The sequence below is a fragment of the Embleya sp. NPDC059237 genome, from assembly GCF_042754105.1.
In the GTDB taxonomy this organism is placed as follows: domain Bacteria; phylum Actinomycetota; class Actinomycetes; order Streptomycetales; family Streptomycetaceae; genus Embleya.
The window spans coordinates 257,771-283,711 of record NZ_JBHZAE010000003.1; the positions used below are offsets into that span (position 1 = coordinate 257,771).

At 72.4% G+C, this 25,941-nt stretch carries 24 protein-coding genes; 16 read left to right on the forward strand and 8 right to left on the reverse strand.

Going from position 1 to position 25,941, the window contains the following annotated elements:
* Position 1: 1 nt before the first annotated feature.
* The 3 genes from ACFXKZ_RS11760 to ACFXKZ_RS11770 all read right to left on the reverse strand — a co-directional run bounded on the left by ACFXKZ_RS11760 (position 2) and on the right by ACFXKZ_RS11770 (position 2,792).
* On the reverse strand, positions 2-682 hold the full coding sequence (locus ACFXKZ_RS11760) for a lysoplasmalogenase (protein ID WP_379999082.1): 681 nt from the start codon (positions 680-682) through the stop codon (positions 2-4).
* Complete coding sequence (locus tag ACFXKZ_RS11765; protein WP_379999084.1) at positions 679-1,545, reverse strand: sterol desaturase family protein; 867 nt, start codon at positions 1,543-1,545, stop codon at positions 679-681. The genes ACFXKZ_RS11760 and ACFXKZ_RS11765 overlap by 4 nt, the downstream gene beginning before the upstream one ends.
* A gap of 155 nt (positions 1,546-1,700) precedes the next feature.
* Positions 1,701-2,792: a DUF2382 domain-containing protein gene (locus ACFXKZ_RS11770; RefSeq protein WP_379999086.1), complete on the reverse strand. Its 1,092-nt coding sequence runs from the start codon at positions 2,790-2,792 to the stop codon at positions 1,701-1,703.
* Positions 2,793-3,012: 220 nt separating this feature from the next.
* On the opposite strand from ACFXKZ_RS11770, the gene ACFXKZ_RS11775 reads away from it, so the two are divergent.
* Together ACFXKZ_RS11775 and ACFXKZ_RS11780 are read left to right on the forward strand one after the other, a co-directional pair.
* On the forward strand, positions 3,013-3,288 hold the full coding sequence (locus ACFXKZ_RS11775) for a GNAT family N-acetyltransferase (protein WP_379999088.1): 276 nt from the start codon (positions 3,013-3,015) through the stop codon (positions 3,286-3,288).
* A gap of 83 nt (positions 3,289-3,371) precedes the next feature.
* Positions 3,372-3,839, forward strand: coding sequence for a GNAT family N-acetyltransferase (locus tag ACFXKZ_RS11780; protein WP_379999090.1), 468 nt, complete (start codon positions 3,372-3,374; stop codon positions 3,837-3,839).
* A 19-nt stretch (positions 3,840-3,858) separates the two neighbouring features.
* On the opposite strand, the gene ACFXKZ_RS11785 is transcribed toward ACFXKZ_RS11780, so the two are convergent.
* Positions 3,859-4,095, reverse strand: coding sequence for a hypothetical protein (locus tag ACFXKZ_RS11785; RefSeq protein ID WP_379999092.1), 237 nt, complete (start codon positions 4,093-4,095; stop codon positions 3,859-3,861).
* A 416-nt stretch (positions 4,096-4,511) separates the two neighbouring features.
* On the opposite strand from ACFXKZ_RS11785, the gene ACFXKZ_RS11790 reads away from it, so the two are divergent.
* Positions 4,512-6,350: a hypothetical protein gene (locus ACFXKZ_RS11790; protein ID WP_379999094.1), complete on the forward strand. Its 1,839-nt coding sequence runs from the start codon at positions 4,512-4,514 to the stop codon at positions 6,348-6,350.
* Here the strand turns inward: ACFXKZ_RS11790 and ACFXKZ_RS11795 are convergent.
* The gene (locus ACFXKZ_RS11795) at positions 6,274-7,227 is read right to left on the reverse strand and encodes an A/G-specific adenine glycosylase (RefSeq protein ID WP_379999096.1); all 954 of its coding nucleotides are present in this window, start codon (positions 7,225-7,227) and stop codon (positions 6,274-6,276) included. The genes ACFXKZ_RS11790 and ACFXKZ_RS11795 overlap by 77 nt on opposite strands.
* A gap of 181 nt (positions 7,228-7,408) precedes the next feature.
* Between ACFXKZ_RS11795 and ACFXKZ_RS11800 the strand changes: the two genes are divergently transcribed.
* Positions 7,409-8,275, forward strand: coding sequence for a hypothetical protein (locus ACFXKZ_RS11800; RefSeq protein WP_379999098.1), 867 nt, complete (start codon positions 7,409-7,411; stop codon positions 8,273-8,275).
* Positions 8,276-8,375: 100 nt separating this feature from the next.
* Here the strand turns inward: ACFXKZ_RS11800 and disA are convergent, their stop codons facing one another.
* Both disA and radA read right to left on the reverse strand, forming a co-directional pair.
* A complete protein-coding gene (gene disA, locus ACFXKZ_RS11805; protein ID WP_246126866.1) occupies positions 8,376-9,485 on the reverse strand; it encodes a DNA integrity scanning diadenylate cyclase DisA in 1,110 nt (369 codons plus the stop codon).
* Between the two features lie 350 nt (positions 9,486-9,835).
* Positions 9,836-11,227 carry a DNA repair protein RadA gene (gene radA, locus ACFXKZ_RS11810; protein WP_379999100.1) on the reverse strand — a complete coding sequence of 464 codons (1,392 nt, stop codon included), beginning with the start codon at positions 11,225-11,227 and terminating at the stop codon, positions 9,836-9,838.
* 133 nt (positions 11,228-11,360) lie between these two features.
* Here radA and ACFXKZ_RS11815 point away from each other — a divergent pair, with 133 nt between their 5' ends.
* Together ACFXKZ_RS11815 and ACFXKZ_RS11820 are read left to right on the forward strand one after the other, a co-directional pair.
* Positions 11,361-12,884, forward strand: coding sequence for a hypothetical protein (locus ACFXKZ_RS11815; RefSeq protein WP_379999102.1), 1,524 nt, complete (start codon positions 11,361-11,363; stop codon positions 12,882-12,884).
* 97 nt (positions 12,885-12,981) lie between these two features.
* Entirely contained in the window at positions 12,982-14,607 is a 1,626-nt protein-coding gene (locus ACFXKZ_RS11820; protein WP_379999104.1) for a hypothetical protein, read from the forward strand.
* A 27-nt stretch (positions 14,608-14,634) separates the two neighbouring features.
* Here ACFXKZ_RS11820 and ACFXKZ_RS11825 read toward each other — a convergent pair whose 3' ends face one another.
* On the reverse strand, positions 14,635-15,378 hold the full coding sequence (locus tag ACFXKZ_RS11825) for a hypothetical protein (protein WP_379999106.1): 744 nt from the start codon (positions 15,376-15,378) through the stop codon (positions 14,635-14,637).
* Positions 15,379-15,484: 106 nt separating this feature from the next.
* On the opposite strand from ACFXKZ_RS11825, the gene ACFXKZ_RS11830 reads away from it, so the two are divergent.
* From ACFXKZ_RS11830 to ACFXKZ_RS11875, 10 genes are all read left to right on the forward strand, one after another.
* Complete coding sequence (locus ACFXKZ_RS11830) at positions 15,485-16,411, forward strand: Ppx/GppA family phosphatase (RefSeq protein ID WP_379999108.1); 927 nt, start codon at positions 15,485-15,487, stop codon at positions 16,409-16,411.
* A gap of 230 nt (positions 16,412-16,641) precedes the next feature.
* Positions 16,642-17,457, forward strand: a complete 816-nt coding sequence (locus ACFXKZ_RS11835; protein WP_379999998.1) for a sugar phosphate isomerase/epimerase family protein — start codon at positions 16,642-16,644, stop codon at positions 17,455-17,457.
* Positions 17,450-18,082, forward strand: coding sequence for a TetR/AcrR family transcriptional regulator (locus ACFXKZ_RS11840; RefSeq protein WP_379999110.1), 633 nt, complete (start codon positions 17,450-17,452; stop codon positions 18,080-18,082). Before ACFXKZ_RS11835 ends, ACFXKZ_RS11840 begins: the two co-directional genes overlap by 8 nt.
* Positions 18,083-18,253: 171 nt before the next feature.
* Positions 18,254-20,107, forward strand: a complete 1,854-nt coding sequence (gene ilvD / locus ACFXKZ_RS11845; RefSeq protein WP_379999112.1) for a dihydroxy-acid dehydratase — start codon at positions 18,254-18,256, stop codon at positions 20,105-20,107.
* Between the two features lie 162 nt (positions 20,108-20,269).
* The gene (locus ACFXKZ_RS11850; protein ID WP_379999114.1) at positions 20,270-21,049 is read left to right on the forward strand and encodes an ABC transporter ATP-binding protein; all 780 of its coding nucleotides are present in this window, start codon (positions 20,270-20,272) and stop codon (positions 21,047-21,049) included.
* Entirely contained in the window at positions 21,046-21,783 is a 738-nt protein-coding gene (locus ACFXKZ_RS11855) for an ABC transporter permease (RefSeq protein WP_379999116.1), read from the forward strand. The genes ACFXKZ_RS11850 and ACFXKZ_RS11855 overlap by 4 nt, the downstream gene beginning before the upstream one ends.
* 116 nt (positions 21,784-21,899) lie before the next feature.
* Complete coding sequence (gene proC, locus ACFXKZ_RS11860; RefSeq protein WP_379999118.1) at positions 21,900-22,709, forward strand: pyrroline-5-carboxylate reductase; 810 nt, start codon at positions 21,900-21,902, stop codon at positions 22,707-22,709.
* On the forward strand, positions 22,706-23,353 hold the full coding sequence (locus ACFXKZ_RS11865) for an HAD family hydrolase (protein ID WP_379999121.1): 648 nt from the start codon (positions 22,706-22,708) through the stop codon (positions 23,351-23,353). The genes proC and ACFXKZ_RS11865 overlap by 4 nt, the downstream gene beginning before the upstream one ends.
* 102 nt (positions 23,354-23,455) lie before the next feature.
* Positions 23,456-24,661, forward strand: coding sequence for an MFS transporter (locus ACFXKZ_RS11870; protein WP_379999123.1), 1,206 nt, complete (start codon positions 23,456-23,458; stop codon positions 24,659-24,661).
* A gap of 32 nt (positions 24,662-24,693) precedes the next feature.
* Positions 24,694-25,896 carry an acetoin utilization protein AcuC gene (locus ACFXKZ_RS11875; RefSeq protein WP_379999125.1) on the forward strand — a complete coding sequence of 401 codons (1,203 nt, stop codon included), beginning with the start codon at positions 24,694-24,696 and terminating at the stop codon, positions 25,894-25,896.
* Positions 25,897-25,941: the final 45 nt, after the last annotated feature.

Below are 25,941 nucleotides of genomic sequence, written 5' to 3' on the forward strand. Positions count from 1 at the left end.
CTCAACCCGACGAGGCGGTGGACCGAGAGTCCGCCGCCTCGTCGGCGTGCCGGCCGGGAAACGGCCGGCTTGCCCAGGTGAGCGCCAGCAGCAGTTGCCCGGCCACATAGGTGGGCATCACCAGCGCCGCCTGCCCCGGAAACAGGTCGACATCGGCCAGGCCGAGGGCGATCACCGCGTCGGAGCCCAGGAACAGCGCACCGCCGAGTCCGGTGCGCCGACTCACCCCGGCCGCGCACACGGCCATCGCGGTGAGCAGGAGGCTGTAGCCGAGCACCGGCACCAGCAGATCGTCCAGTCCGCTGCGGACGGTGGCCATCATGGCGCCCCAGGCGAGCAGGTACACCGCGGGCAGCCACGCCGGCAGGGTGATCCCCACCCGCCGGAAGGCGAGCAGGTAGCAGACGTGCCCGACGGCGAACCCGGCCATCCCGACCAGGAACGTGGCCTCCCGATCCACCAGCAACCCCACGTCCCCGACGAACCCGCCCACGAGCGCGCCGATCGGCAGCCGCAGGTCGTGCTCGGCGCCGGGCCGCGCGGCCACCCACACGAAGGCGATCAGCACCGGCATCAACAGCGTCTTGGTGACCCAGCGGGGCCCGTCCACATCCGCCGCCGCGAGCACCGAGTCGGCGACGCCCAGCGTCAGGTAGGCGACGAGCAGTGCACGAGCCCTCACGCCGCGGCCTCGGCGGCGGCGCCTGCCGGGGCCGTCGGCGCGGCCGGCGCGGGCTGCCACCCGGGACCGCGCAGCACCCGCCCGAACCGCACCCGCCAGGTACGCGCGGCCCGCACGTCGCGCGCGATCGCCGCGTATTCGTGAAAGGCCACCCGCAGCGGGTTGTACGTCTCGATGTTCTTGGTCAGCCCGTAGTTCACCGGCTCGCCCTCGGGCTCGAAGCTGCGGAAGAGCCGGTCCCACACGATCAGGATGCCGCCGTAGTTGCGGTCCAGATATCGCGGATTCGAACCGTGGTGCACCCGGTGGTGCGAGGGGGTGTTGAAGACGTACTCGATCGGTTTCCAGAGCCGGCCGATCCGCTCGGTGTGGATCCAGAACTGGTACAGCAGATTGATCGAGAAGGACGTGACCACCATCGCGAAGGGGAAGCCGAGCAGCAACATCGGCCCGATGAACACGATGTGGTGCGCGCCGGTCCAGGTCTGTCGCAGCGCGGTGGAGAGGTTGTAGTGCCGGCTGGAGTGGTGCACGACATGGCTCGCCCACAGCAGCCGCACCTCGTGACCGGCGCGGTGCTCCCAGTAGTAGAAGAAGTCGACGCCGACGATCACCAGGACCCACGTCCACCACGTGTGCGGGAGCCGCAACGGAGTCAGCTCGTGCAGCCCGTCCCAGGCAAGGACGGTCGACAAACCCCAGCCGAGGCCGGCCGCGATGCTGCCCAGGCCCATGGTCAGGCTCGTCGCGGTGTCCTTCACCGCATACCCGCGCTCGTCGTCGTCGGGGGCGAAGCGATACGACACCCACTCGACGACCAGGAGGAGGGTGAAGGCCGGAATGGCGAACACCGTGAGGTCCATGCTCGGACCCTACTGGCGAGTAACGCCGGGTGGAAGGGGTGATTTCCCGCGATTTTCCCGGGCCGTGCGGGCCGTGCGGGCTCGTGCGCGAAAGCCCCCGATCGCCGCCGGAGGGATGTACCGGGGGTGATCGGGGGCTTCGTGTGGTGCCGGCGTCAGCGGTTCTTGTCGAGCCGTTCGCCCTTGCCGTCGAGGACCTGCACCTTGTCCCCGTCGTGCAGTTCGATCCGCTCGCGGCGGACCTCCTCGGTCACCCGCTGCTCGCCCTGCACCCGCTTGGAGACCAGCCGGATGCGCTCGACCGGGACGACCTCCTTGTGCACGACGACCCGCTCGGCGTGCAGCACGATCTCCAGCGCGCTCTCCCGCATGTCGGGGCCCTTGAGCGCGGCGCCGCGGTTGGAGTCGTCGATCGGCTCGCGGACGATCTCCCACTCCTCGTGCATCACCGGGACGACCTTGTCCACCCGCTCGGTCTCGACCACCTTGCGCAGCGCGGCGCGGCCGGCCTCGATCGTCTCCACGTGCACGTCGAGGCGTTCCTCGGAACGGGTCATCCACTCCATGCCGGCCTTGCCGGAGGTCGCCTCGGTCCGGGCGGCGGTGCCCGAGGCTGCGGAGGCGGGCCGGGTCGTGGCGCCGGCGGCCCCGGTGTCGGTCCGCGCGGTCGGGCGGGCGGTCCGGCCGCTCACGGCGCCGGCGGTGCCGGCGGCCGTGGTGTCCAGGGCGCCCGCGGCCCGGGCCGGCGGATCGTTCGTCCGCACCGACGGGTCGTGCCTGCCGGTCAGCTCCTCGTAGCCGTCGTCCGAACCGGCGAGCTGGGACTTGGACATGTCGGGCCGGTGCCGGGTGCCCGCGGCGGCGGCCGTACCGGCGGCTCCGGCGGCGGTGCCGGCGGTGCCTTCGGCAGTCCCGGTGCGGGTCATGCCGGCCGAGGGCGTGACGCTGTAGTGGCGGTAGAGACGGGCCTCCTCCTCCGGCGACAGGTGCTCGTCGGTACCCAGACTGGGCGCCTCCTTGACCAGCTCCTTGTCGAACGGCACACGCAGGTCGTCACCCTGCATGTCGGCCGGGCCCAGCGGTACGAAGCTCTCGCGTCCGCCGAACATGCCGGTCTTGACGGTGACCCACTCCGGCTCGCCGGTGCGGTCGTCCAGGTACACCTGGCCGATGGTCCCGATCTTGCTGCCTTCGGAATCGACGACCTTGCGGCCGATCAGTTCCTGTGGGGTGACATTCGTCTTCACGAGCCAACGCTCCTGTTCCCGGAGTCGCGGCGGGGGTGCCGCCGGCCGGAGGTAGTCGTGTGGGAGCTTCGTTCTCCAGCAGACGGCGAATCGGGCGAAGCGACAACCGGAGGGGGCCGGGACGGGGTCGGGCGGTACCCCGGTGCGGCGCCGTCAACTGGGGGAATGCGATCCGCGCCGGCTCGTGCGCGGGCGGGTGGGATTTCACCCGAGTGGGTGAGTGGGCGGTGGTCGGCGCGGGGATGCCCCGGCGGGGGTGGGGCGGGCACGCTCCGACAGGATTCGTGCGGTGTGGGAGATGGTCGTGGATCCGGCGGTGCGTGGGCGCGGGCTGGGGCGGATGGTGTGCGCGTTCGTACTGGCCGAGGCCCGGGGTCGACACGGGCGTGCGGCGCTGATGGTCGACGAGTGGAACCACGCCGCCGTCCGGATGTACGAGGCCCTGGGGATGGTCTATCGACCGGTCAAGGCGGCGGCGTGGCGGTCGGGCCGCTAGGAGGCTTTACCCGGTCCGCCGGGATTCCCCCAAGAGCGGCCGGGCGTCGTGCCCCGGGCGGTCCCGATTTGTAGGCTCTCGGCATGACCATGACCATCCGCCCGGCGACCGCTCGGGATCTGTCGGGTTTGCTCGCGCTCTACGCCGAATTCCATCCCGGGGACGTGCCGTTGCCGATCGAGCAGGCGCATCCGATCTGGGCGGACATCGCCACCCAGCGCGGGCGCACGGTGCTGGTCGCCGACCTGGACGGGACAGTCGTGGGCACCGTCGACAGCGTGGTGTTGCCCAACCTGACCCGAGGCGGGCACTCGATCATGTTCGTGGAGAACGTCGTGGTCGCCGCGTCGCATCGCCGGCGGGGCATCGGCGGGCGACTGATGGCCGCCGCGCTCACCGCCGCCGGCGACGCCGGGTGCTACAAGGTGCAACTGCTCGCCGCCGACGGTGCCGAGGTGCACGCCTTCTATCGGGCCTGCGGGTTCGACGCCCTCGCCCAGGGGTTTCGGCGTTATCTGCGACCCGTCGCGGGTGGTGCGGCGCGCGGTTGAGGGTGGGTTCGCGCGCGGGTCAGGTGCCGGTGCGCCAGGGACCGCCCGTGGAGCCCTCGGGGGGATCGGTCGGGCCGTTGCGCAGCCAACCGGTGCCCCGACAGTGCGGACAGCGGGTGCCCGCCCAGATCGTCGACACCTCGCGGTGCCGGCTGCGATACACCCGACCCGAGGTGTCCAGGCCGGTGCCCTGGCAGCCCATGCATTGGATCGCGTCGCCCGATCCGCGCTCGTCGTGGCCGGCGTCCTCCATCACCGCGTCCCCCTTCGCTGTCGGTGTACCGCCGCGCTGCGCGGCCGGATCGCGTTGCGTAGCCGCCGCGTGCACAACCAGTATTCGCCCGTCGGAGGCCGAGCGCCGGCATTCCGGGCGGAACGCCGCACCGCGTCGCGGGCGGCCGGGGGAGTGGCGCGCGGCGAGGGGGGCGGTCCGGGGCCCGCGGTCCCCGGGCCGCCGGTCGGTAGGGCCGGGGTGGGCGGGTAATGCGTTCGCTCGGTTATTTCGTTACGTTGGAAAAGAATAGGCCCGCAAAGACGATGTCGGGCGCGGTCGCCGATACAGTTTTCGATCGCATTGCCGGGCTTCGGGCAGGGGTAATTCGAACACGTATTTCACCGATGTTATTATCGCGCGGATCGAAGTGTGAACCACAACAGCTCGGGGGCAGGACGATGGGCGTAGAAGGCGCCTTGGTCGAGGACCACGCGGTCGAGGGCGCGAAGAATTCCGGTCCGGAAATATCGCCACAAAGACCGTGGTATCGGCCGGATGCGCGGACCGGATGGGCCCTCGCCGTCGTCCTGGTCCCGGCCCTGCTGCTCGGCGTGGCCGCGTTCCGGCGGCGCTGGATCGGCGACGACGGACTGATCTTCGTCCGCGTCTCCCAGCAGATCCTGGACGGCAACGGACCCAATTTCAACGTGGGCGAGCGGGCCGAGGCGGCGACCTCGACGTTGTGGCCGTGGCTGCTCGCGCTGGTCGGCGGGGCGACCGGGATCGACCTGGTGGCCGTCGCGGTCTACGGCTCGCTCGGCTGCGCGGTCGTCGGCTTGGCGCTGGCCTCGGCGGGCACTCGCCGGCTCTACCGCGACCTGCCCGGCGGCGGATGGCCGCTGCCCGCCGGCGCGCTCGTGATCGCCGCGCTCCCGCCGTTCTGGGACTTCGCCACCTCGGGCCTGGAGATGGGCCTGATCTTCGTCTGGCTGGGCACGAGTTGGTGTCTGCTGGTCCGGCTGGACCGGAACACCTCGTTCCGACGCCAGGCGTGGACCTCGTTCGCGCTCGGCATGGGTGTCCTGGTGCGGCCCGACCTCGCGCTCGGCACCATCGTGTTCGCGGTGGCCGCCTGGCTGCTGCTGCGGCCGACCCGGAAGCGGTTGGCCGTGCTCGCGGCGTGCGGCGGGCTGCTGCCGGTGCTGTACCAGCTCTTCCGGATGGGCTACTACGGCGTCCTGCTGCCCAACACGGCGATCGCCAAGGAGGGCACCAAGACCGACGTCGGGCGCGGGTGGACGTACTTCGAGGACTACGCGAGCCCGTACAACATCTGGGCGCCGCTGCTGCTGACCGTGGTCGCGGTCGGTCTGTTGGCGACCGTCGGACGCTCGGTGGGCGACTTCGAGCGCTACCGGATCCGGGTGCTGACCGGGACCGCGCTGGTCGCGGGCACGGTGCTGCTCGGCTACGTGATCGTGGTCGGCGGCGACTTCATGCACGCCCGGCTGCTGCTGCCGGGCACCTTCGCCTTCCTGTTGCCGGTCCTGGTGTTGCCGCTGCAACGGCTGTACGCGGGTACCGCGGCCGCGCTCGCGGTGTGGTCGCTGGTCTGCGCGGCCGCGATGCGGGTGCCGTATCAGGGGTTCGGGCCGAAGAACATCGAGGACACCCGCACCTGGTACACGGCCTGGACGGGCGAGTCGAACCCCGTGACCGCGGCGTCCTATCGGGCGGCGTTCGTGAAGCGGCTCGAAGGGGTCGGCCGGGAATGGCAGGCGGATCGGGCGACGCCCGGCGCGCAGTTCGTCTATCTGACCTACTACCACGAGCCCGACAAGTTCTGGATGCTGAACTTCGACTTCCGGTCCGCGCCGCTCAAATATCATGTCCCGGTCACCGACTCGGTCGTCTACGGCGCCCTCGGCCAGCCCGCCGTGCTGGTGCCGACCTCGGGTCTGGCGATCGACATCTTCGGCCTGGCGAATCCGCTCGGCGCACACCTCGACCTCGACTACCGCACCCGGTCGGGGCACGACAAGCTGACCTACATCGAATGGATTCTGGCCGACTTCACTCGGCCGGGCACCCCGCTCGACCTGCGCAACGTCGACCCGGCAAAGGTCGAGGCGGCCCGTCGGGCGCTGAATTGCGGCGAAATTCGCGAACTTCAGGAAGCGACCCGCGAGCCGATGTCGTTGTCCCGGTTCTGGAAGAATTTCACCGGCTCGGTGAAACGGAATTCGATGCGGATTCCGACGAATCCGATCGACGCGGAGAAGAAGTACTGTCACTGAGCGGACCGGCCGGCAGGCGGTACACACCCGCCGCCAACGGTTCCACCAGCCCGTCGGCGACCAGCCCGTCCAGCGCTCGCGCGCGTTGGACGGGTTCGTCCCACACCGCGTCCAACGCGGCCTGGTCCACCGGTTCGGCGCTGTCGCGCAGCACCGCGAGCAGTCGGCCCCGGACCTGGCGATCGGTGCCCGCGTACGTCTGCCCGCGTCGCGGCGGACCCGTGTAGGCGGGCTTGCCGGCCAGCCGCCACGCGCACAGCGCCGCGATCGGACACCCCACGCATTTGGGCGACTTGGCCGTGCACACCAGCGCGCCGAGCTCCATGATCGCGACCGCCCAGGTCGACGCCGTCTCGGCGGTGTCGGGCAACAGCGTGGTCGCGGTGCGCCGTTCGGCCGGCGTGGTGGCCTGCGGCGGATACTCGACGCCGTCGATCGCCCGGCCGATCACCCGGCGCACGTTGGTGTCCAGCACGATGTGCCGCTGTTCGAACGCGAACGAGGCGATGGCGGCGGCGGTGTACTCGCCGACCCCGGGCAGTGCGAGCAGGTCCGCGTGTGCGCGCGGGACCTCGCCGTCGTGCCGGTCGACCATCGCGGTCGCCGCGCCGTGCAGGCGCAGCGCGCGGCGCGGGTAGCCGAGCCGGCCCCACATCCGCACCGCCTCGCCCGGCTCGTCGGCGGCCAGTGCGGCCGGGGTGGGCCAGCGCTCCAGCCAGGCCGTGTAGACCGGCAACACCCGGGCCACCGGGGTCTGTTGCAGCATGAACTCGCTGACCACCACCGCCCACGCGGACGCGTCGGGGGTGCGCCAGGGCAGATCGCGGTTGTTGGCCGAATACCAGTCGAGGATCGGCTCGTGCAGTGCGTGTGACATCTCCCCCCGATCCTCGCACGTTACGGGTGGTCACTCGGGCGGGTGACGGTGGCTTCTGCCCGCAAATGCCGGAATAGGCCCGCGACCAGGGCTTCTTCGGTCGCGACACGGCCGGAAAATCCAACGCTTCGGACGGTGTGGCTACACCGGACGGCGTAACGATCTCCCCTAGAGTTTGCGCGTGGACTCGATGCGCCGTCCCGTGGGTCACCTGCCGTCAACCGTCTATTGGCGTCGGCGGGTCGTCGTGCTGCTCGCCCTCGCGCTGTTGATCGCGCTGGTGGCCTGGGCATGCACTGCCGGTGGGGACTCCGACGACAAGAAGAACGCCTCGGACAAGAAGCCGATCCCGTCGGGTTCGGTCTCGCCCGATCCGAGCGCCATCACGCCCGGGGCCAACCCGACCAACGGCGCCAACCCGCCGATCCCGGGCGGGAGTACGGGCACGCCGGGCGGCACCTCCGGCGCGTCCTCGGGCACCTCCGCCGGTACGTCGGCCGGCGCCTCCGGTCAGCCCGGCGGGCAGAGCGGCCAGGCCGGCCAGTCGGCGGGCGGCGCGGGCACCCCGGGCGGTGGCACGGTCCCGGGTGGTGGCAAGCCCGCACCGGGCGGGGGCACCTGGTGCACGCCGGCCATGATCCGGGTGCAGATCCAGCCGGTGGAGGCGGGCAAGAGCGCCTACAACGCCTCGCAGAACGTGGCCCTGAAGGTGATCGTCACCAACGAGTCGGGCCCCACCTGCTACGTCGACCTCGCGCCGAGCCACGCCTACATCGAGGTGCTGTCCGGCAGCGACCGGCTGTGGAGCTCGGCCGACTGCGCGGCCGGTCCGGGCACCGACGTGCGCCAGATCCAGCAGGGCGCCTCGCAGGCCGTGTCGATCACCCGGGACTGGGCCTGGACCCGCTCCGACCCCCGGCAGTGCGCCACCAACGGCGGGCAGACCAAGGCCGCCCCGGCGGACAAGGCCGCCTACCGGGCCAAGGGCGTGCTGGCGGGCCTGGAGCCCTCCGGCGAGTTCATCTTCACCGCCACCGTCGGCAAGTAGCGGCGTACCGGCAGGGCGGGAGCCGAACGCGGGACGAGAACGCAACGGGAAGGGCCCCGGCGCCGAGCGCCGGGGCCCTTCCCGTGTCACCGCCGAGCGATCAGACGTAGCGCTCCAGGATCGAGGACTCGGCGAGGCGGGACAGGCCCTCGCGGACGCTGCGGGCCCGGGCCTCGCCCACGCCGTCCACCGCCTGGAGGTCGTCCACGCTGGCCGCGAGCAGCTTCTGCAGGCCGCCGAAGTGCTCCACGAGCCGCTCGATCACCACCGGTGGGAGCCGGGGGACCTTGGCGAGCAGTCGGTAGCCGCGGGGGCTGACCGCCGAGTCGAGGACCTCGTGGCCCGAGGTGAAACCGAGCGCGCGGGCCACCGTCTGCAGGTCGAGCAGATCGGCGTGGGCCAGGCCGTCGAGTTCGTCGAGCACGTCGGCCTCGGTCCGGCCGCGCTTGATCGCGCGTTCCGGCACGTAGTCGCGGGCGACCAGCTTGCGGTCGTCCTCGACACCCGCGATCAACTCTTCGAGTTGCAGCGAGAGCAACCGGCCGTCGACCCCCAACTCGGTGACGTAGCCGTCGATCTCGCGGGCGATCAGGCGCACCATCTCCAGCCGCTGGGACACCGCGCACACGTCGCGAACGGTGACCAGGTCCTCGATCTCCAGGGCGGACAGCGTGCCCGACACCTCGTCGAGGCGCAGCTTGTAGCGCTCCAGCGTGGCGAGCGCCTGGTTGGCCCGGGACAGGATCGCCGCCGAGTCCTCCAGGACGTGTCGCCGACCGTTCACGTAGAGCGCGATCAGGCGCATGGACTGGCTCACCGAGACCACCGGGTAGCCGGTCTGCTTGTTGACCCGCTCGGCGGTGCGGTGCCGGGTGCCGGTCTCCTCCGTCGGGATCGACGGATCCGGGACGAGCTGCACGCCCGCCCGGACGATCTTCGTGCACTCGCGGTCGACCACCACCCCGCCGTCGAGCTTGCACAGCTCGCGCAGCCGGGTCGCGGAGAACTCGACGTCGAGCACGAAGCCGCCGGTGGACAGCGCCTCCACCGTCTTGTCGAAACCCAGCACGATCAGGCCGCCCGTGTTGCCCCGGAGGATGCGCTCCAGGCCGTCGCGCAGGGCGGTGCCCGGGGCCACGGACTGCAGCGCGGCCCTCACGAGAGCCGCGTCGGCACTCGTGCCCTTGTCGGTCCGGTCATTCGTAGCCACAGAACTCCCCGTGGTCGTTGCCATCCTCGGCCGGCCATCGGCCGTCACCCGGGCATTTGCTCCGGTATGCACGGCCGGGAGCGCCTCAGGACCTGCGGACGACACAGGTCGGCCGCTACGTCGGAAGATCGGTGGAAAAGTCTAGTGCCTCCCGGCCGCCGACCGGTCGCCGCAACCGACTCGAAGCCGTGTTTCGGCACGGGTCGCGCGTGCCGCTCCGCGTGTCGAGTATGTCCGAGGCGACACATGGTCACTCCTCGGGGCACCCGGAAAGTTGCCGGACGGGGCCCGGGAGCGGGGCCGGGCACGCGGGGGAGGGTGTCGCGGGCCCGGTCGGCGGGCCCCGCCGATCATGTGCGGTCGTCCCGGCGCTCGCGTGCGGAGACCAGGTTGAACGCGCGCAGCGCCTCGCGGATGTCGGCCACCTCGATCACCTTCATGCCCTTGGGGATCTTGCCGGGATCGGGCGGCACCAGGGCGTGTGTGAAGCCGAGCCGAAACGCCTCGGCGAGCCGCCGCTGTACGCCGGTGGTGCGGCGGATCTCGCCCGCGAGGCCGACCTCGCCGACCGCGACCAGCTTGGTCGGCAGCGGGTGGTCGGCGGCGGCGCCCGCGAGGGCCAGCGCCGCGGCCAGGTCGGCGGCCGGTTCGGTGAGCTTGACGCCGCCGACGGTGGCGGTGTGGATCTCGGTCTTCTCCAGGCGCACCCCGCCGCGCCGCTCCAGGACCGCGAGCACCATGCCGATCCGGGCCGAGTCCAGGCCCGAGGTGGCCCGTCGCGGGGTGGGGATCTGGGACGGGGCCACCAGCGCCTGGACCTCGACCACCAGGGGCCGTTTGCCCTCCAGGGTCACCGTGACGCAGGTGCCGGAGACCGGCTCGGCGCGCTGGGTCAGGAACAGGCCGCTGGGGTCGGCCAGGCCGGTGATGCCCTCGTCGTGCAGTTCGAAGCAGCCGACCTCGTCGGCGGTGCCGTAGCGGTTCTTGATCGCGCGGACCAGGCGCAGTCGGGCGTGTCGGTCGCCCTCGAAGTGCAGCACCACGTCGACCAGGTGCTCCAGCAGGCGCGGGCCGGCGATCGAGCCGTCCTTGGTGACGTGGCCGACCAACACGGTGGCGATGTTGCGTTCCTTGGCGATGCGGATCAGCGCGCCGGTCACCTCGCGGATCTGCGACACGCCACCGGGCGCGCCGTCGATCGCGGGCGAGGCGATGGTCTGCACCGAGTCGACCACGAGCAGGGCGGGCTTGACCGCGTCGACGTGGCTGATCAGCGCGGCGAGGTCGGTCTCGGCGGCGAGGTAGAGCTCCTCGTTGAGCGCGCCGATCCGGCCCGCGCGCAGGCGGACCTGGGCGGCCGACTCCTCGCCGGTGATGTAGAGGGTGCGGGCGTCCGGCGACGCGGACTTGCTGGCCACGTCGAGCAGCAGGGTGGACTTGCCGACGCCGGGCTCGCCCGCGAGCAGTACGACCGCCCCCGGGACCAGGCCGCCGCCGAGCACGCGGTCCAACTCGTCGACGCCGGTCGGGCGAAACCGGGCCTGCTGTACGTCGATCCGGCCGATCGGCAGCGCCGCGGTGGTGACCGGCCCGGCGGCGATCGAGCGGGCCTTGGGGGCGCCGAACTCCTCGACCGTGCCCCACGCGTGGCACTCGTTGCAGCGGCCCAGCCATTTCGGCCCGGTCCAGCCGCACTCGGTGCAGCGATACGACGGGCGATCCTTCGTGGTGGTCCTGGCCATGCCAGGAACCGTAACGGCCCGCGCCGACAATGGAGACGGGGCCGGGATCGATCACGGGCGGAATGTCTTGATCCTGTCACCGGGTGGGCAAAGCGATGGTGGCGGTCGGGCGTTGTGCCTACCGTGTGGCGGCATGGTGGGGGACGGTGCGGTGCGGGAATCCGGAACGACGGACGAAACGGGCGCGGTGCCCGACGCGGTGGCGTTGTACGACACCCACGGTGACGCGTTGTTCGGCTTCTGCGTGGCGCTCGGGTACCGGCCCCGGGTCGCCGAGCGGGTGGTGCGCGAGGCGCTGACGCTCGCGCCGGAGCGGATCCGCGCGTTGCGCGACCCGCGCCGGAGCCGGGCGCTGTTGTACGCGCTGGTGCGGGTCGTGGCCGAGCGGGCGGCGGTGGAGCGGCCCGGCCCCGGGGTGGTCGAGCAGGTCTTGGCCGCGGGTGGCGCGGGGTGGTCGGTGCCCGATCGACGCCGATTGGCGCCGCTGGTGCCGTACGCGCTGTGGGCGGTCGACGAGGACGAGCGGATCGCCTTGGACCTGTCGGCGCGGCACCGCCTGAGCGACGCCGAAGTGGCCGATGTGCTGGGCGTGTCCGAGCGGCGGGCGGCGCGGCTGCTCGCGCGTGGACCGGTGCAGTTCGAGCAGGCGCTCGCGGTGTACGCGGTGGCCACGCACGCGCGGCGGGACTGCCCCGAACTCGCGCTGCTGCTGCCGGAGGCGGGGGCCGCGGTCGAGGCGGGGCTGCGGCAACCGCTGCACCTGCACGTCGACTCCTGCCCGGACTGCGTGGCGCTGTGCCCGGGACCGGTGCAGACGCGGGCGCTGCTCGCGGGCGGCGCGGCGGCCAACGCGCCGTACGCGATCCGGATGGCGCTGCGCGTGGACGGCGCGGCCGAACCGGTGGATCCGGTGGATCCGGTCGAGCGGGGCGGCTTTCCGAAGGGCACGGGTCGGCCGAGGTCGCGGGTGCCGGTGGTGGCCGCGTGTGCGACGGCCGTCGCGCTGGTGCTCGGCACGGCGGTGCTGTTGCGGCCCGGGGCCGAGCACGACACGCCGATCGCGCTGAGTTCGGCGCCGCTCCCGGAGCAGCCGCCGGCGCTGCATCCGGCCGAGCCGCCGGCCGCGTCGGCGAGTGTGGTCCCGACTACCGCGTCCGCGCCGTCGACGACGCGGGCGGTGCCGACCTCGGCGCCGAGCACCCGGGCCGCCGCCGCGAAGCCGACCGCGCGGACGAGCCGAAGCGCCAAACCCTCGACGAATGCCGGCGCCCCGCTCGCCGGCGGGCCGGCGACCCTTCCCCGGTCGGGCGGCACCGACGCGGGCAATCCGGCGGCGCCGGGCACGCTGTCCTGGTCCCGTTCGACGGTGGACCTCGGCGCGGACGGCGCCGCGCAGACCGTCCGGCTCACCGCGACCGGCGGGCCGGTCACCTGGTCGCTGGCGGTGTCGGAAAACGACTGGCTCACGGTGAGTTCGCATGCCGGCACACTGGCCAACGGCCAGTCGATATCGATCACGATCTCGGCGAATCCGGACAGGGCACCGGCCACCACGTGGGCAGTTACCGTTTCGGCGAATCCGACCGGTGTTTCGCTGACGGTCACCGGAGGACCGGCGTCGCGCGGAGGTCCGACGAACGAATTCCGGCAAAGGTGACGGATATTCACTCGAAAGTATGATTGTCGATCTCGAAAGGCGTATGAAAGTGCAAATCGCCTGAGTCGACGGCTCTCCGACACCTACGTTCACGAACGTGACGGATTCGGTAACCGGCCGGGCATCGGCCCCCGCCGCGGTGCTTTCGTGGGGACGCGCCGCCTACGACGCCTACGCCGAAGGGCTCTACACCTACTGCCTGTCGGTGCTGCGCGACCATCGGGCGGCCGCGGAATCCCTCCGCAGCACGTTCGTGCTCGCCGACCGTCACATCGGCCGACTGCCGGACCTGGATCTGCTCAAACCGTGGTTGTACGCGCTCGCCCGCTACGAGTGCCTGGTCCGCCTCGACGCCCACGTGCGAGTCGGCACCGGGCCCGCCCGGCCCGAGGACGTACGGGTGGTGTGGGCGCACGAGCGCAGCCTGCCGCCGCTGGCGGGCGACGCCGACGAGCCGACCGACCTGTTCCCCGGCACCGAGGCCGGGCGCGTGCCCGCTCGGTGCGGCGACCTGGACGAACTTGCCTGGCCCGATGCGGTGGGACTGGCGCCGGAGCGGCGCGAGGTGCTGGAGTTGTCGGTCCGGCACGGGCTCGATCCGCGTGGCCTGGCCGCCGTGCTCGGCTGTGACGAGCAGCACGCCCGCAGCCTGCTCCTGTGCGCCGGGCGCGAGGTGGACCGGACCCGGGCGGCGGTCGCGGGCGCCGAGGTCTCGCACGGCTGCCCCGAGGGCCAGGAGTTGGCCACCGGGCGGCTCACCTCGGCGCTGCGCGAACGATTGATCGCGCACGTCGAGACGTGTCGGCGGTGCGGGCCGCACGTGCGCCGCGCGGCGACCCTGCTCGCGCCGACCACGGGCGCCGCGGCGGCGCCGGTCGCCCTCGCGCTGGTCGCCCCGCCCGCGGCGCTGCGGATCGAGGTGCTGGGCGAGGTGGGCAAGGGCCGCTCCGCCCAGCGGCCGCCGGAGCTCGCCCGCCGGGTCGCCGAGTTCGACCGGGCCGGCTTCCCGGTCTTTCGGGCCCGGGTGGTCGAGCGCGGCAATCGCCGCCGGGCCACGGTGATCGCGGCGGTCGTGGTGGCCGCCGTGGTGGCCGCGCCCGCGCTGGCCCTGTGGCAGGCCTCCGGCGGGTCGGCCGCCGGGCCGACCGCCAGGGTGGTCACCATCGCGTCGGCGCACGTGGACACCGCCGACGGGACCGTGCCGAACGTGCCCGCGGCGCCGCCGGCCTCCCCGGCCGCGACCGCCGTGCGGCCCGGTGTCGGCGGCCCGTCGCACGGACGCGGCTCGGCGCCGGCCGCCGTCGCGCCGCCCGTGACGCCGCCGGACCCGATCGCGCCGGGCGTCGTGTTCGTGCCGCCGCCCGCCGACCCCACCCCCGTGCCGCCGCTGGTCACGGCCACACACACCGGCGATCGCACCATGATCACGCTGCGCAACGTCGGCGCGGTCCCGGTCGACTGGCAGGCCCGGACCGGGGCGGCCTGGCTGCGCCTGAGCCGAGCGCACGGCACGCTCGCGCCGGGGCAGGAGGACACCGTCACGATCTCGGTCGTGGCCGCGAAGGCGCCCCGGGGGTCGTGGTCGGCCAAGGTGGTGATCGAGCCGGGTGGCACGGTGGTCACCATCGAGGGCCGCACCGGCGACCCGGCCACGTCGGGCCCGCCGCCGACCGGCGCGCCCGCGAGCACGCCGCCGCCGAGCCGCCCGGCCGCCGGCCGCTGAGCCGGCCCGGTCCGGGCCGGGCCCCGGTCAGTCGACCGGATCCGCCGGGTGCGGCGCGATCGGCCGACCGCCGGCCAGCCGGGCCCGGCACGCCTCGACCAGGACCGCGTAGGCCGCCTCGCCCATCAGCTCGCGCAGCTCCGGCCCGTAGGACTCGTACACCGGCTCGCCCGCGCCGTGCGCCTCGGTGCTCCCGGTGCACCACCAGTGCAGGTCGTGGCCGCCCGGGCCCCAGCCCCGGCGGTCGTACTCGCCGATCGTCACCATCAGCACGCGCGTCTCGTCCGGGCGGTCGATCCAGTCGTAGGTCCGCCGCACCGGCAGTTGCCAGCACACGTCCGGCTTGGTCTCCAACGGATGCACACCCTCACGCAGCGCGAGCGCGTGCAGCGAGCACCCGGCGCCGCCGGCGAAGCCGGGCCGGTTCAGGAACACACACGCGCCGTCGACCAGCCGGGTGCGCTTGTCGCCGTCCTCGAACTCGCTGACCCCCTTCCGGGCGGCCAGGTCGTGGAACTGCCAGGTCTGCGGGGTCAGCCGTTCGGCCCAGGCCAGCACCCGTTTCTCGTCGTCCTCGTCCGACCAGTGCGCGCCCAGCGAACAACACCCGTCGGGCGCCCGCCCGGCCACCACGCCATGGCAGCCGGCACCGAAGATGCACTGCCAACGCGAGGTCAACCAGGTCAGATCGCAGCGGAACAGCTGATCGGCGTCGTCGGGGTCGGGAAACTCGAACCAAGCACGCGGAAAATCCAGGTCTACCTCAGGCACACCACCAGCGTAGAGCGCCGGGCGGGATGTCCGGTTCGGCAAAGGCGTGGCAAGCGAGGGAACGCCCCCGCTCGCCCGCCCGGGTCGACGGATTACCTTCGTCACCATGCGACTCGGTGTTCTCGACGTGGGCTCGAATACGGTCCACCTGCTCGTGGTCGACGCCCATCAGGGTGCTCGGCCCCTTCCCGCGTACTCGCACAAGCGCGAGCTGCGCCTGGCCGAGCTGCTGGAGCCGGACGGGAGCATCGCCCCGCACGGGATAGATCTGCTGGTCCGCACGATGGCGGCGGCGCTCGAGGTGGCCGAGGACAAGGGCGTCGAGGACCTGCTGCCGTTCGCCACCTCGGCGGTGCGCGAGGCGGCCAACTCCGAGGCGGTGCTCGACCGGGTGCGGAGCGAGACCGGGGTGGACCTGCAGGTGCTCACCGGCGCGGACGAGGCCCGGCTGACCTTCCTGGCGGTGCGCCGCTGGTTCGGCTGGTCCTCCGGTCGGCTGCTCGTCCTGGACATCGGCGGCGGCTCGCTGGAGATCGCGGCGGGCGTGGACGAGGAGCCGGACGCGGCCGCCTCGCTGCCGCTGGGCGCGGGCCGGCTGACCCGGAACTGGCTGCACACCGACCCGCCCACGGCGGACGAGGTGCGGGTGCTGCGCAAGCACGTGCGGGCCGAGATCGCCCGCACGGTCGCCGAGTTCAGCCGACTCGGCCGGCCCGACCACGTGGTGGCCACGTCCAAGACGTTCAAGCAGCTCGCCCGGATCGCCGGCGCGCCGTCCTCGGGGGAGGGCCCCTACGTCAAACGTTCGCTGAGCCGGACCGGGCTGGCCGACTGGCTGCCCCGGCTGGCGACGATGACCGCGACCGAGCGGGCCGCGCTGCCGGGGGTGTCGGTGGGACGCGCGCCGCAGCTGGTGGCGGGCGCCATAGTGGCCGACGCCGCGTTGGACCTGTTCGACGTGAACACGTTGGAGATCTGTCCGTGGGCGCTGCGGGAGGGGATCATCCTGCGCCGGTTGGACTGGATGGACTGAGGCCCGCCGGCGGCGACGCGTCGGGTCGGGACGAATCCGGCCGATCGGGGCCGATGAGGTCGAGCCGGACGGGGCGTCGGGTGGCGATTCGGTTCGGATCGGACGCGCCGATGCGGCGGGACGAGGTCGATCCGGCGGTCGATGGTTCTACTCTGGGCGACGTGGCCGACCACGACATACTCACGGGTACGGGGTCCGACCCGGCCGCGGCACGCGTGCCGGATGCGGTGTTGCGGGTGCCCGACGCCAAGATCGCCCTGTCCACCGCCTCCGTGTACCCCGAGTCCACCGCGGACGGTTTCGAGATCGCGGCCCGGCTCGGCTACGACGGCGTCGAGGTGATGGTCTCGACCGATCCGGTCAGCCAGGACATCGAGGCGCTGCGCCGGTTGTCCGACCACCACGCGATGCCGATCCTGTCCGTGCACGCGCCCTGTCTGCTGATCACCCAGCGGGTGTGGGGCACCGACCCGTGGGCCAAGCTGGTGCGCGCGCGGGACGCGGCGATGCGGCTGGGCGCGCGCACGGTCGTGGTGCATCCGCCGTTTCGCTGGCAGCGCAGCTACGCCCGCGACTTCGTGCGCGGGATCGAGCGCATGGCCGGCGAGACCGACGTGCTGTTCGCGGTGGAGAACATGTTCCCGCTGCGCTACCGGGACAAGGAGGTCGCGGCGTACGCGCCGGACTGGGACCCCGCCGACGAGGACTACCGGCACTTCACCCTCGACCTGTCGCACACCGCGACCTCGCGCTCGGACGCGCTGGACATGCTGGCCCGCATGGGCGACCGGCTCGGGCACGTACACCTGGCCGACGGCAGCGGCTCGCTCAAGGATGAGCACCTGGTGCCCGGACGCGGCACCCAACCGTGCGCGGAAGTCCTGGAGCACCTGGCCCGCACCTCGTTCGCCGGCGCGGTCGTGCTCGAGGTGAACACCCGCCGGTGCGGCAGTCGCGCCGAGCGCGAGGCCGACCTCGCCGAGGCGCTGGCGTACACCCGGCTGCACCTGGCGGCCGAGGCCGGGGCGGAGCGCCGGCATGGCTGACCCGAAGACCGCCGCCGACGCGCCCGACGTCCGGCGGCGCGGTCCGGGCAGGCCGCCCGGTCGGCGCGGGGATGCCTCCCGGACCCGGACCGGGATCCTGGAGGCGGCCCGCACCGAGTTCGCCGCGCGCGGCTACGCGGGCGCGTCGGTCCGGGCGATCGCCCGCGGCGCCGGGGTGGATCCCGCCCTCGTGCACCACTACTTCGGCTCCAAGGACCGGGTGTTCATCGCGGCCATGGACCTGCCGCTGGACCCCGCGACACTGGTCGGCACGGTGTTCGCGCACGGTGTCGAGCACGCGGGCGAGCGGCTGGCCGAGTCGTTCGTGGCGTTGTGGGAACACCCGGACACCGGCACCCGGCTGTTGGCCATCCTGCGCACCGTGGTGCTGGACGGGGGCGGCAACCCGGCCTTTCGCGAGTTCGTCGGCGCGGAGTTGACCACGCGCCTGGCCGAGGGCATCGGCGGCCCGGACGCGGCACTGCGCGCGAATTTGTGCGTGAGCCAGCTGCTCGGGGTCGCGCTGACCCGCTACGTGGTGTGCCTGGAGCCGATCGCCTCGACGCCGGCGGCCGAACTCGTTCGCCGGCTCGCACCGATCCTCCAGCGTCACCTGAACGGCTGACCGACCGCCGCGCGCCCACCCGCACGACGCCCCGGCCGGCCCGGCGCCGGCGCATGTCCTCCAACCCCCGCCGACGGTCGCATCGTGGACGGCCGCGCCGTCGTTCCCGGCTGCGGACGTAAGCTCGAAAGCACCCGGATCCACCGGTGAATTGCTGAGAGGGTGTGTGCAGTGCCGCAACTCAGGTCTCGGACGGTCACCCACGGTCGCGAAATGGCGGGCGCTCGCGCGCTCCTCATGGCCGCAGGCGTCAAGCGTGCGGACTTCGGCAAGCCGATCATCGCGGTCGCCAACAGCTTCACCGAGTTCGTACCGGGGCACACCCACCTCCAGCCCGTCGGCCGCATCGTCTCCGAGGCGATCTCCGCCGCCGGCGGCATCCCGCGCGAGTTCAACACGATCGCCGTCGACGACGGCATCGCGATGGGCCACTCGGGCATGCTCTATTCGCTGCCCTCGCGCGAGCTGATCGCCGACGCGGTCGAATACATGGTCAACGCGCACCAGGCCGACGCGATCGTGTGCGTGTCCAACTGCGACAAGATCACCCCCGGCATGCTGATGGCCGCGCTGCGGCTGAACATCCCCGCCGTGTTCGTCTCCGGCGGTCCGATGGAGGCCGGCACCGCGGTGATGGTGGACGGTCGGGTGCGTCCGCACCTGGACCTGATCACCGCGATCGCCGACTCCGCGTCGGACAAGGTCTCCGACGAGGACCTGGAGCGGATCGAGGACGCCGCGTGTCCGACCTGCGGGTCGTGCGCGGGCATGTTCACCGCCAACTCGATGAACTTCCTGGTCGAGGCGATGGGCCTGGCGCTGCCGGGCAACGGCTCGGTGCTGGCCACGCACACCGCGCGCAAGGCGCTGTACGAGGGCGCGGGCCGCACGATCGTGGAGATCACCAAGCGCTACTACGAGCAGGACGACGAGAGCGTGCTGCCGCGCAATGTGGCCACCCGCCAGGCGTTCGAGAACGCGATGGCGATGGACATCGCGATGGGCGGCTCGACCAACACGATCCTGCACCTGCTCGCCGCCGCGCAGGAGGCCGAGCTGGACTTCACCATGGCCGACATCGACGCGCTCTCGCGTCGGGTGCCGTGCCTGGCGAAGGTCGCGCCGAACAACGCGCCGTACCACGTGGAGGACGTGCACCGGGCGGGCGGCGTGCCGGCGCTGCTCGGCGAGCTGTACCGGGCCGGGCTGCTGCACGAGGACGTCACCTCGGTGCACGCCGACTCGCTCGCCGAATGGCTCAAGACCTGGGACGTGCGCGGCGGTTCGCCCTCGGCCGAGGCGGTCGAGCTGTTCCACGCGGCGCCGGGCTGTGTGCGCTCGGCCACCGCGTTCAGCCAGTCGGAGCGCTGGGACTCGCTCGACCTGGACGTGGCCTCGGGCTGCATCCGCGACGTGGCGCACGCGTACAGCCGCGACGGTGGCCTGGGCATCCTGTACGGCAACCTCGCCGAGGCGGGTTGCGTGGTCAAGACCGCCGGCGTGGACGAGTCGATCTGGACCTTCTCCGGCCCGGCCGTGGTGGTCGAGTCGCAGGAGGAGGCGGTCGACGCCATCCTGACCAAGCGGGTCAAGGAGGGCGACGTGGTGGTGGTCCGCTACGAGGGCCCCAAGGGCGGTCCGGGCATGCAGGAGATGTTGTACCCGACGTCGTTCCTCAAGGGTCGCGGGCTCGGCGCGAAGTGCGCGCTGATCACCGACGGGCGTTTTTCCGGCGGCACCTCGGGGCTGTCCATCGGGCACGTCTCGCCCGAGGCGGCGGCCGGCGGCGCGATCGCGCTGGTGCGCGACGGCGACATCATCACCATCGACATCCCCAACCGCCGGATCGAGCTGGAGGTCTCCTTCGAGGAGCTGGCCGAGCGGCGCGAGCACCTGCTGCACGACCTGGGCAAGTACCGCCCGGCGAAGCGCGAGCGGGTGGTCAGCACGGCGCTGAAGGCGTACGCGGCGATGGCCACCAGCGCGGACAAGGGCGCGGTGCGGGACGTGTCGTTGTTCGACTGACGCGTCGCGCGTAGCACGTTTTCGAAGGGGCGTCCCGGCTGCGGCCGGGGCGCCCTTTTCGGCTCACGGGGTCGACCGGCCCCCATGGTCGCCCCTTTGTCGACTCGGGGAAATCGTAGGGAATCGCTTGACGGCGTCAGGGGGGAAGCGCATATTCAACACATGATGAATTATGGCGAGGACGCGATCCGCGCCGAAGGGCTGCGGGTCGTGCGCGGCGGGCGCGTGGTGCTCGACGACGTCTCGTTCGCCGTGCCGCGCGGGAGTGTCACCGGGTTGCTCGGGCCGAGCGGGTGCGGCAAGAGCACGCTGATGCGGGCGATCGTCGGCGTGCAGGCGCGGGTGAGCGGGCGGCTGGACGTGCTCGGGCTGCCCGCCGGGCATCGGCGGCTGCGCAGCGCGATCGGCTATGTGACGCAGGCGCCGTCGGTGTACGCGGATCTGACCGTGCGGGAGAACCTGCGCTACTTCGGCCGGCTCCTCGGCGCCGCGGCCGACGACCTCGACCGGGTGCTGCGCGAGGTGGACCTGACCGATCGGCAGGACGCCGCGGTGGCCCGGCTGTCCGGCGGGCAGCGGGCCCGGGTGTCGCTGGCCGCCGCGCTGCTCGGGACACCGGAGCTGTTGGTCCTGGACGAGCCGACGGTCGGCCTGGATCCGGTGTTGCGCCGCGACCTGTGGGGCCTGTTCCACCGGCTCGCGGCCGGCGGCGTCACGCTGCTCGTGTCCAGCCACGTGATGGACGAGGCCGAGCGCTGCGAGCGGCTGTTGCTGCTGCGCGACGGCGCGCTGCTGGCCGACGACACGCCCGGGGCGCTGCTCACCCGTACCGGGACCCGGGACGCGGAGGCGGCCTTCCTGGCGCTGGTCGACGCCGCCGCCGAGCCGGGACCGGCCGCATCGACCGCGGCGACCGCATCGGCCCCGAGGAGCACGCCATGACCGGCACCGCCACCACCGCCACCGCCCGCCGGGTGCTCGGCCAGTTGCGGCACGACCCGCGCACCGTCGCGCTGATGCTCCTGGTGCCGTGTGTGCTGCTCACGCTGCTGTACTGGCTCTACGACGACCGGCCGGAGCAGTTCGACCACATCGGCGGGCCCTTGCTGGGGATCTTCCCGTTCGTGGTGATGTTCCTGGTCGCCTCGGTGGCCACGCTGCGCGAGCGCTCGACCGGGACGCTGGAGCGGCTGCTCACCATGCCGATCGGCAAGATGCAGCTGATCGGCGGCTACGCGCTCGCGTTCGGGATCGTCGCGGTGCTCCAGGCGACGGTGGCCACCGGGCTCGCGATCGGGCTGCTCGATCTGGACGTGGTCGGGCCGACCTGGCTGATCCTGTGCGTCGCGGTCCTGAACGCGCTGCTCGGGATGGCCCTGGGCCTGCTGGTGAGCGCGTTCGCCGACACCGAGTTCCAGGCGGTGCAGTTCCTGCCCGCGGTGATCCTGCCGCAGTTCCTGCTGTGCGGGCTGTTCGTGCCGCGCGATCGTATGCAGCCGGTGCTCGAAGCGGTCTCCGACGTGCTTCCGCTGTCCTACGCGGTGGACGCGATGACCCGGCTCTCCACCGAGCACGAGGTCTCCGGCCTGCTGCTGCGCGATGTTGCGGTGATCGCCGGCTGTGTGCTCGCCGCGCTCGGGCTCGGGGCGCTGACCCTGCGCCGGCGCACCCCCTGAGCGGCCCGGGACCCGCGCCGGGGCCCACCCTCGGACACGTGTACGTACCGTACGGTGGCCATCGTGGGCACCGGGCGTGCCCCTGACGGACCAGGAACGCGAGAAAGTGTGGGGCCATGGCTCAGCGGGTCGCCGTCGTCGGCACCGGGAAAATCGGTGAAGCGCTGTTGTCCGGGATGATCCGGGCGGGCAAGAGCCCCGACGACCTCCTCGTCACCACCCGTCGCGCCGAACGGGCCGAGGACCTGCGCCGCCGCTACGGCGTCGAGGCGGTGAGCAACGCCGAGGCCGCCAAGGCCGCCGACATCCTGATCCTGACCGTCAAGCCGCAGGACATGGGCGCGCTGATGGACGAACTGGCCCCGCACGTACCCGCCGACCGGCTCGTGGTCAGCGGTGCGGCGGGCATCACCACCAAGTTCCTGGAGGCCCGTCTGGCCGCGGGCACCCCCGTGGTGCGCGTCATGTCCAACACCCCCGTGCTCGTGGACGAGGGGATGAGCGCGATCTCCGGCGGCGCGCACGCCACGGAATCGCACCTGGAGCGGGTCGAGGAGATCTTCGGATCGGTCGGCAAGACCATCCGGGTCCCGGAGAAGCAGCAGGACGCGGTCACCGCGCTGTCCGGCTCGGGGCCGGCCTACTTCTACTTCCTGGTCGAGGCGATGACCGACGCCGGCATTTTGCTCGGCCTGCCGCGCGCCGCCGCGCACGACCTGATCGTGCAGGCCGCGATCGGCGCGTCGGTGATGCTGCGCGACTCGGGCGAGCACCCCACGCTGCTGCGCGAGGCGGTGACCTCGCCGGCCGGCACCACGATCGCGGCGATCCGCGAGTTGGAGAACCACGGCGTGCGTGCCGCGCTGCTCGCCGCCCTGGAGGCCGCGAGCAACCGTTCGCAGGAGATCGCCGAGGGCCTTTCGTGAGGCCGGAGCTGGTCCTGTTCGACAACGACGGCGTGCTGGTGGACAGCGAGCCGATCGCCAACCGGGTGCTCGCCGCGCTGCTCACCGAACTCGGCGTGCCCACCGCCTACGAGGACTCGCTGCGCGACTACCTCGGCGGCACCATGGCCCGGGTGCATACGATCGTTCGCGAGCGGGACGGCGTCACGCTGCCCGAGGACTTCGATCACGTCTACCACGAGCGGGTGTTCGCCGGATTCCGGGCCGAGCTCGAAGCGGTGCCGGGGGTCGTCGACGTGCTGGCCGCGCTGGACGCCGCGGGCGTGCCGTACTGCCTGGCCTCCTCCGGCACGCATGAGCGGATCCGGCTCGCGCTGACCCGTACCGGGCTGATCGGGCGTTTCCCCGAATCGGTGATCTTCAGCAGCCAGGACGTCGCCCGGGGCAAACCCGCGCCGGACCTGTTCCTGCACGCGGCGGCGGCCATGGGCGTCGATCCCGCGTGCTGCGTGGTGGTCGAGGACAGCCCGCTGGGGGTCGAGGCCGCGCGGGCGGCCGGGATGACCGTGTACGGTCACGCCGCGATGACGCCGGCGGAACGGCTCGCGGACGCCGACGCGCTGTTCAAGGACATGGTCGAGCTGCCGGGACTATTGGGCATTTGACGGATTTCGCCGGGTTTTGTCCGGTCGGCGAATCTGACGGTTCATCAAAAGATCTCCTCGGCCCCTGTCCGTGGAAGTGACCCGTCGGTAGCGTGCTCGCCCATGCGGGTGAGAGAACCGGCCGCCGGGTCGGCCAAGGACGAGACGCTGCGCCGTGCGCGGTTCAGCCTGCTCGCGTGCTTTTTGATCCAGGGCGTGTCCTTCGCGCTGCTCGTCACCCGGATCCCGGCGATCCAGCGCCGCTACGACATGGGCGACGGCACGCTCACCGCGGTGCTCTCCGTGGTGCCGATCGTCGCGGGCGTGGGCAGCGTGATCGCGGGCGCCCTGGCCCGGCGATTCGGCAGTCGTACCGTGCTGCGGATGTCCCAGCCGCTCGTCTGCGCCACCCTGATCGGGGTCGGCGCCGGGGACGGGCTGTGGCAGTTGGCGATCGTGCTCTTCGTGTTCGGGCTGTCCCTGGGCGCGGTGGACGCCACGATGAACATGCAGGGCGTGGCGATCCAGGCCCGCGCGGGGCGCAGCATCATGCTCGGCTTCCACGCCTCGTACAGCCTCGGCGGCCTTGCCGGGGCGGGCGCGGCCGGGCTGTGCGCGTGGGGCGGGGTGCCGCTGGTCGCGATGTACGCGGGCGCCGCCGCGCTGACCGTGCCGGCCCTGCTCGTGGTCGGCCCCGGCTACCTGTGCGCGGACGACGCGCCGCAGGTCGTGGCCGCCGACCCGGAGCGGCCCCGCCGCACCCTGCCCTGGCGTCCGCTGATCCCGCTGTGCCTGGTCATGACGTTCGCCTACATCGGCGACTCGACAGTGGCCAACTGGAGCGCGGTCTACCTGGAGAAGGTGCTGGACAGCTCCGAGGCGTTCGCGGTGGTCCCCTACATCGCGTACATGGTCACCACCCTCGTCGGCCGCAGCGTCGGCGACCTCGCGGTGCGGCGCTGGGGCATGGTCGAGGTGGTCCGCGGCGGCGCGGTGGTCGCGGCGGCCGGATTCGCGGTCGTACTCGCCGCCCCGCACGCCGCGGTGGGCCTGCTCGGCTTCGTGATCCTGGGCGTGGGGTTGTGCGTACTGGTCCCGCAGACCTTCGCCGCGGGCGGTCGGCAGTCGCCGGAGGACGCCGACGAGGCGGTCGCCCGACTCAACATCTTCAACTACGTCGGCTTCCTGATCGGCACCCCGCTCGTGGGCGGGATCGCCGACCTGGCCTCGTTCCGCCTGGCGATGCTCGTGCCGCTGTTCCTGGTGCTCGCCGTACTGCCGCTCGCCCGCGCCTTCGCCCCGCACGGTGAACCCGCTCACGACCGATGATCGGGAGCCGACCCGGGCGGTAGCGTGACCGCATGAGTCGAGCGGTGCACGTGCTGTGGGACGACGGGATGACCGGGTACGACTTCGGATCGTGGCACCCGATGAACCCGGTCCGGCTGCGCCTGACCATCGACCTGATCCGCGCGTTCGGGCTGCATACCCTCCCCGAACTGCGGGTGCGCAGCCCGAAGTCGGCAACCGACGCGGACCTGACCATGGTGCACACCGACGAGTACACCGCCGCCGTGCGCGCCGCCTCGCTCGACCCCCGGATCGCCGACGGCACGTTCGGGTTCGGCACCGAGGACACCCCCGCGTTCGCCGGGATGCACGAGGCGTCAGCGTTGATCGCCGGCGCCTCGATCGCCGCGGCCGAGGCGGTGTGGCGCGGGCCGGAAGACCCCGACGGCGCGGACCACGCGATCAACTTCGCGGGCGGGCTGCACCACGCGATGCCCGACGCCGCGGGCGGGTTCTGCATCTACAACGACCCGGCGCTCGCGATCGCGCGCCTGCTCGAACTCGGCGCCGAGCGGGTCGCGTACGTGGACATCGACGTACACCACGGCGACGGTGTGCAGCGGGCGTTCTGGGACGACCCGCGGGTGCTCACGATCAGCCTGCACGAGAGCCCGCGCTTCCTGTTCCCGGGCACCGGTTTCGCGAGCGAGATCGGCGGGCCGGACGCCGAGGGCTTCGCGGTCAACGTTGCGCTGCCGCCCGGCATCGCCGACGCCGCGTGGTTGCGCGCGTTCGACGCCGTGGTGCCGCCGCTGCTCGCGGACTTCCGCCCCGACGTGCTGGTCACCCAGCACGGTACGGACACCCACGTGGACGATCCGCTGGCCCACCTCGCACTGAGCCTCGACGCGCAGCGCACGGCACACGCCGCGCTGCACGCGCTGGCCCACGAACACGCCGGCGGGCGCTGGATAGCCACCGGCGGCGGGGGCTACGCGACCGTCGACGTGGTGCCGCGCTCGTGGACGCACCTGGTGGCGGAGGCGGCCGGTCATGCCATCGAGCCCACCCGCGAGGTGCCGCTCGACTGGCGCGAGGAGGTCCGGATGCTCACCCGCCAGGCCGGTCCGCACCGGATGACCGACGGCGGGACCGGCGATTTTCGGCCGTTCTCCACCGGATACGACCCGGCGGACCGCACCGACCAATCGATTCTGGCCACCCGGCGGGCGGTCTTCCCGGTGCACGGCCTCGACCCGATGTTCGACCTGTGACCCGGTGGTCCCGAGGCCTGTGGTGACCCCGACCCGTGACCCAAG

Coding starts and splice junctions, on each gene's coding strand:
- radA (WP_379999100.1), bottom strand. CDS start 11,227: ATGGCCAGGACCACCACGAAGGATCGCCCGTCGTATCGCTGCACCGAG.
- ACFXKZ_RS11795 (WP_379999096.1), bottom strand. CDS start 7,227: ATGTCACACGCACTGCACGAGCCGATCCTCGACTGGTATTCGGCCAAC.
- ACFXKZ_RS11815 (WP_379999102.1), top strand. CDS start 11,361: ATGGTGGGGGACGGTGCGGTGCGGGAATCCGGAACGACGGACGAAACG.
- ACFXKZ_RS11780 (WP_379999090.1), top strand. CDS start 3,372: ATGACCATGACCATCCGCCCGGCGACCGCTCGGGATCTGTCGGGTTTG.
- proC (WP_379999118.1), top strand. CDS start 21,900: ATGGCTCAGCGGGTCGCCGTCGTCGGCACCGGGAAAATCGGTGAAGCG.
- ACFXKZ_RS11875 (WP_379999125.1), top strand. CDS start 24,694: ATGAGTCGAGCGGTGCACGTGCTGTGGGACGACGGGATGACCGGGTAC.
- ACFXKZ_RS11830 (WP_379999108.1), top strand. CDS start 15,485: ATGCGACTCGGTGTTCTCGACGTGGGCTCGAATACGGTCCACCTGCTC.
- ACFXKZ_RS11840 (WP_379999110.1), top strand. CDS start 17,450: ATGGCTGACCCGAAGACCGCCGCCGACGCGCCCGACGTCCGGCGGCGC.
- ACFXKZ_RS11850 (WP_379999114.1), top strand. CDS start 20,270: ATGATGAATTATGGCGAGGACGCGATCCGCGCCGAAGGGCTGCGGGTC.
- ACFXKZ_RS11765 (WP_379999084.1), bottom strand. CDS start 1,545: ATGGACCTCACGGTGTTCGCCATTCCGGCCTTCACCCTCCTCCTGGTC.
- ACFXKZ_RS11790 (WP_379999094.1), top strand. CDS start 4,512: ATGGGCGTAGAAGGCGCCTTGGTCGAGGACCACGCGGTCGAGGGCGCG.
- ACFXKZ_RS11855 (WP_379999116.1), top strand. CDS start 21,046: ATGACCGGCACCGCCACCACCGCCACCGCCCGCCGGGTGCTCGGCCAG.
- ACFXKZ_RS11870 (WP_379999123.1), top strand. CDS start 23,456: ATGCGGGTGAGAGAACCGGCCGCCGGGTCGGCCAAGGACGAGACGCTG.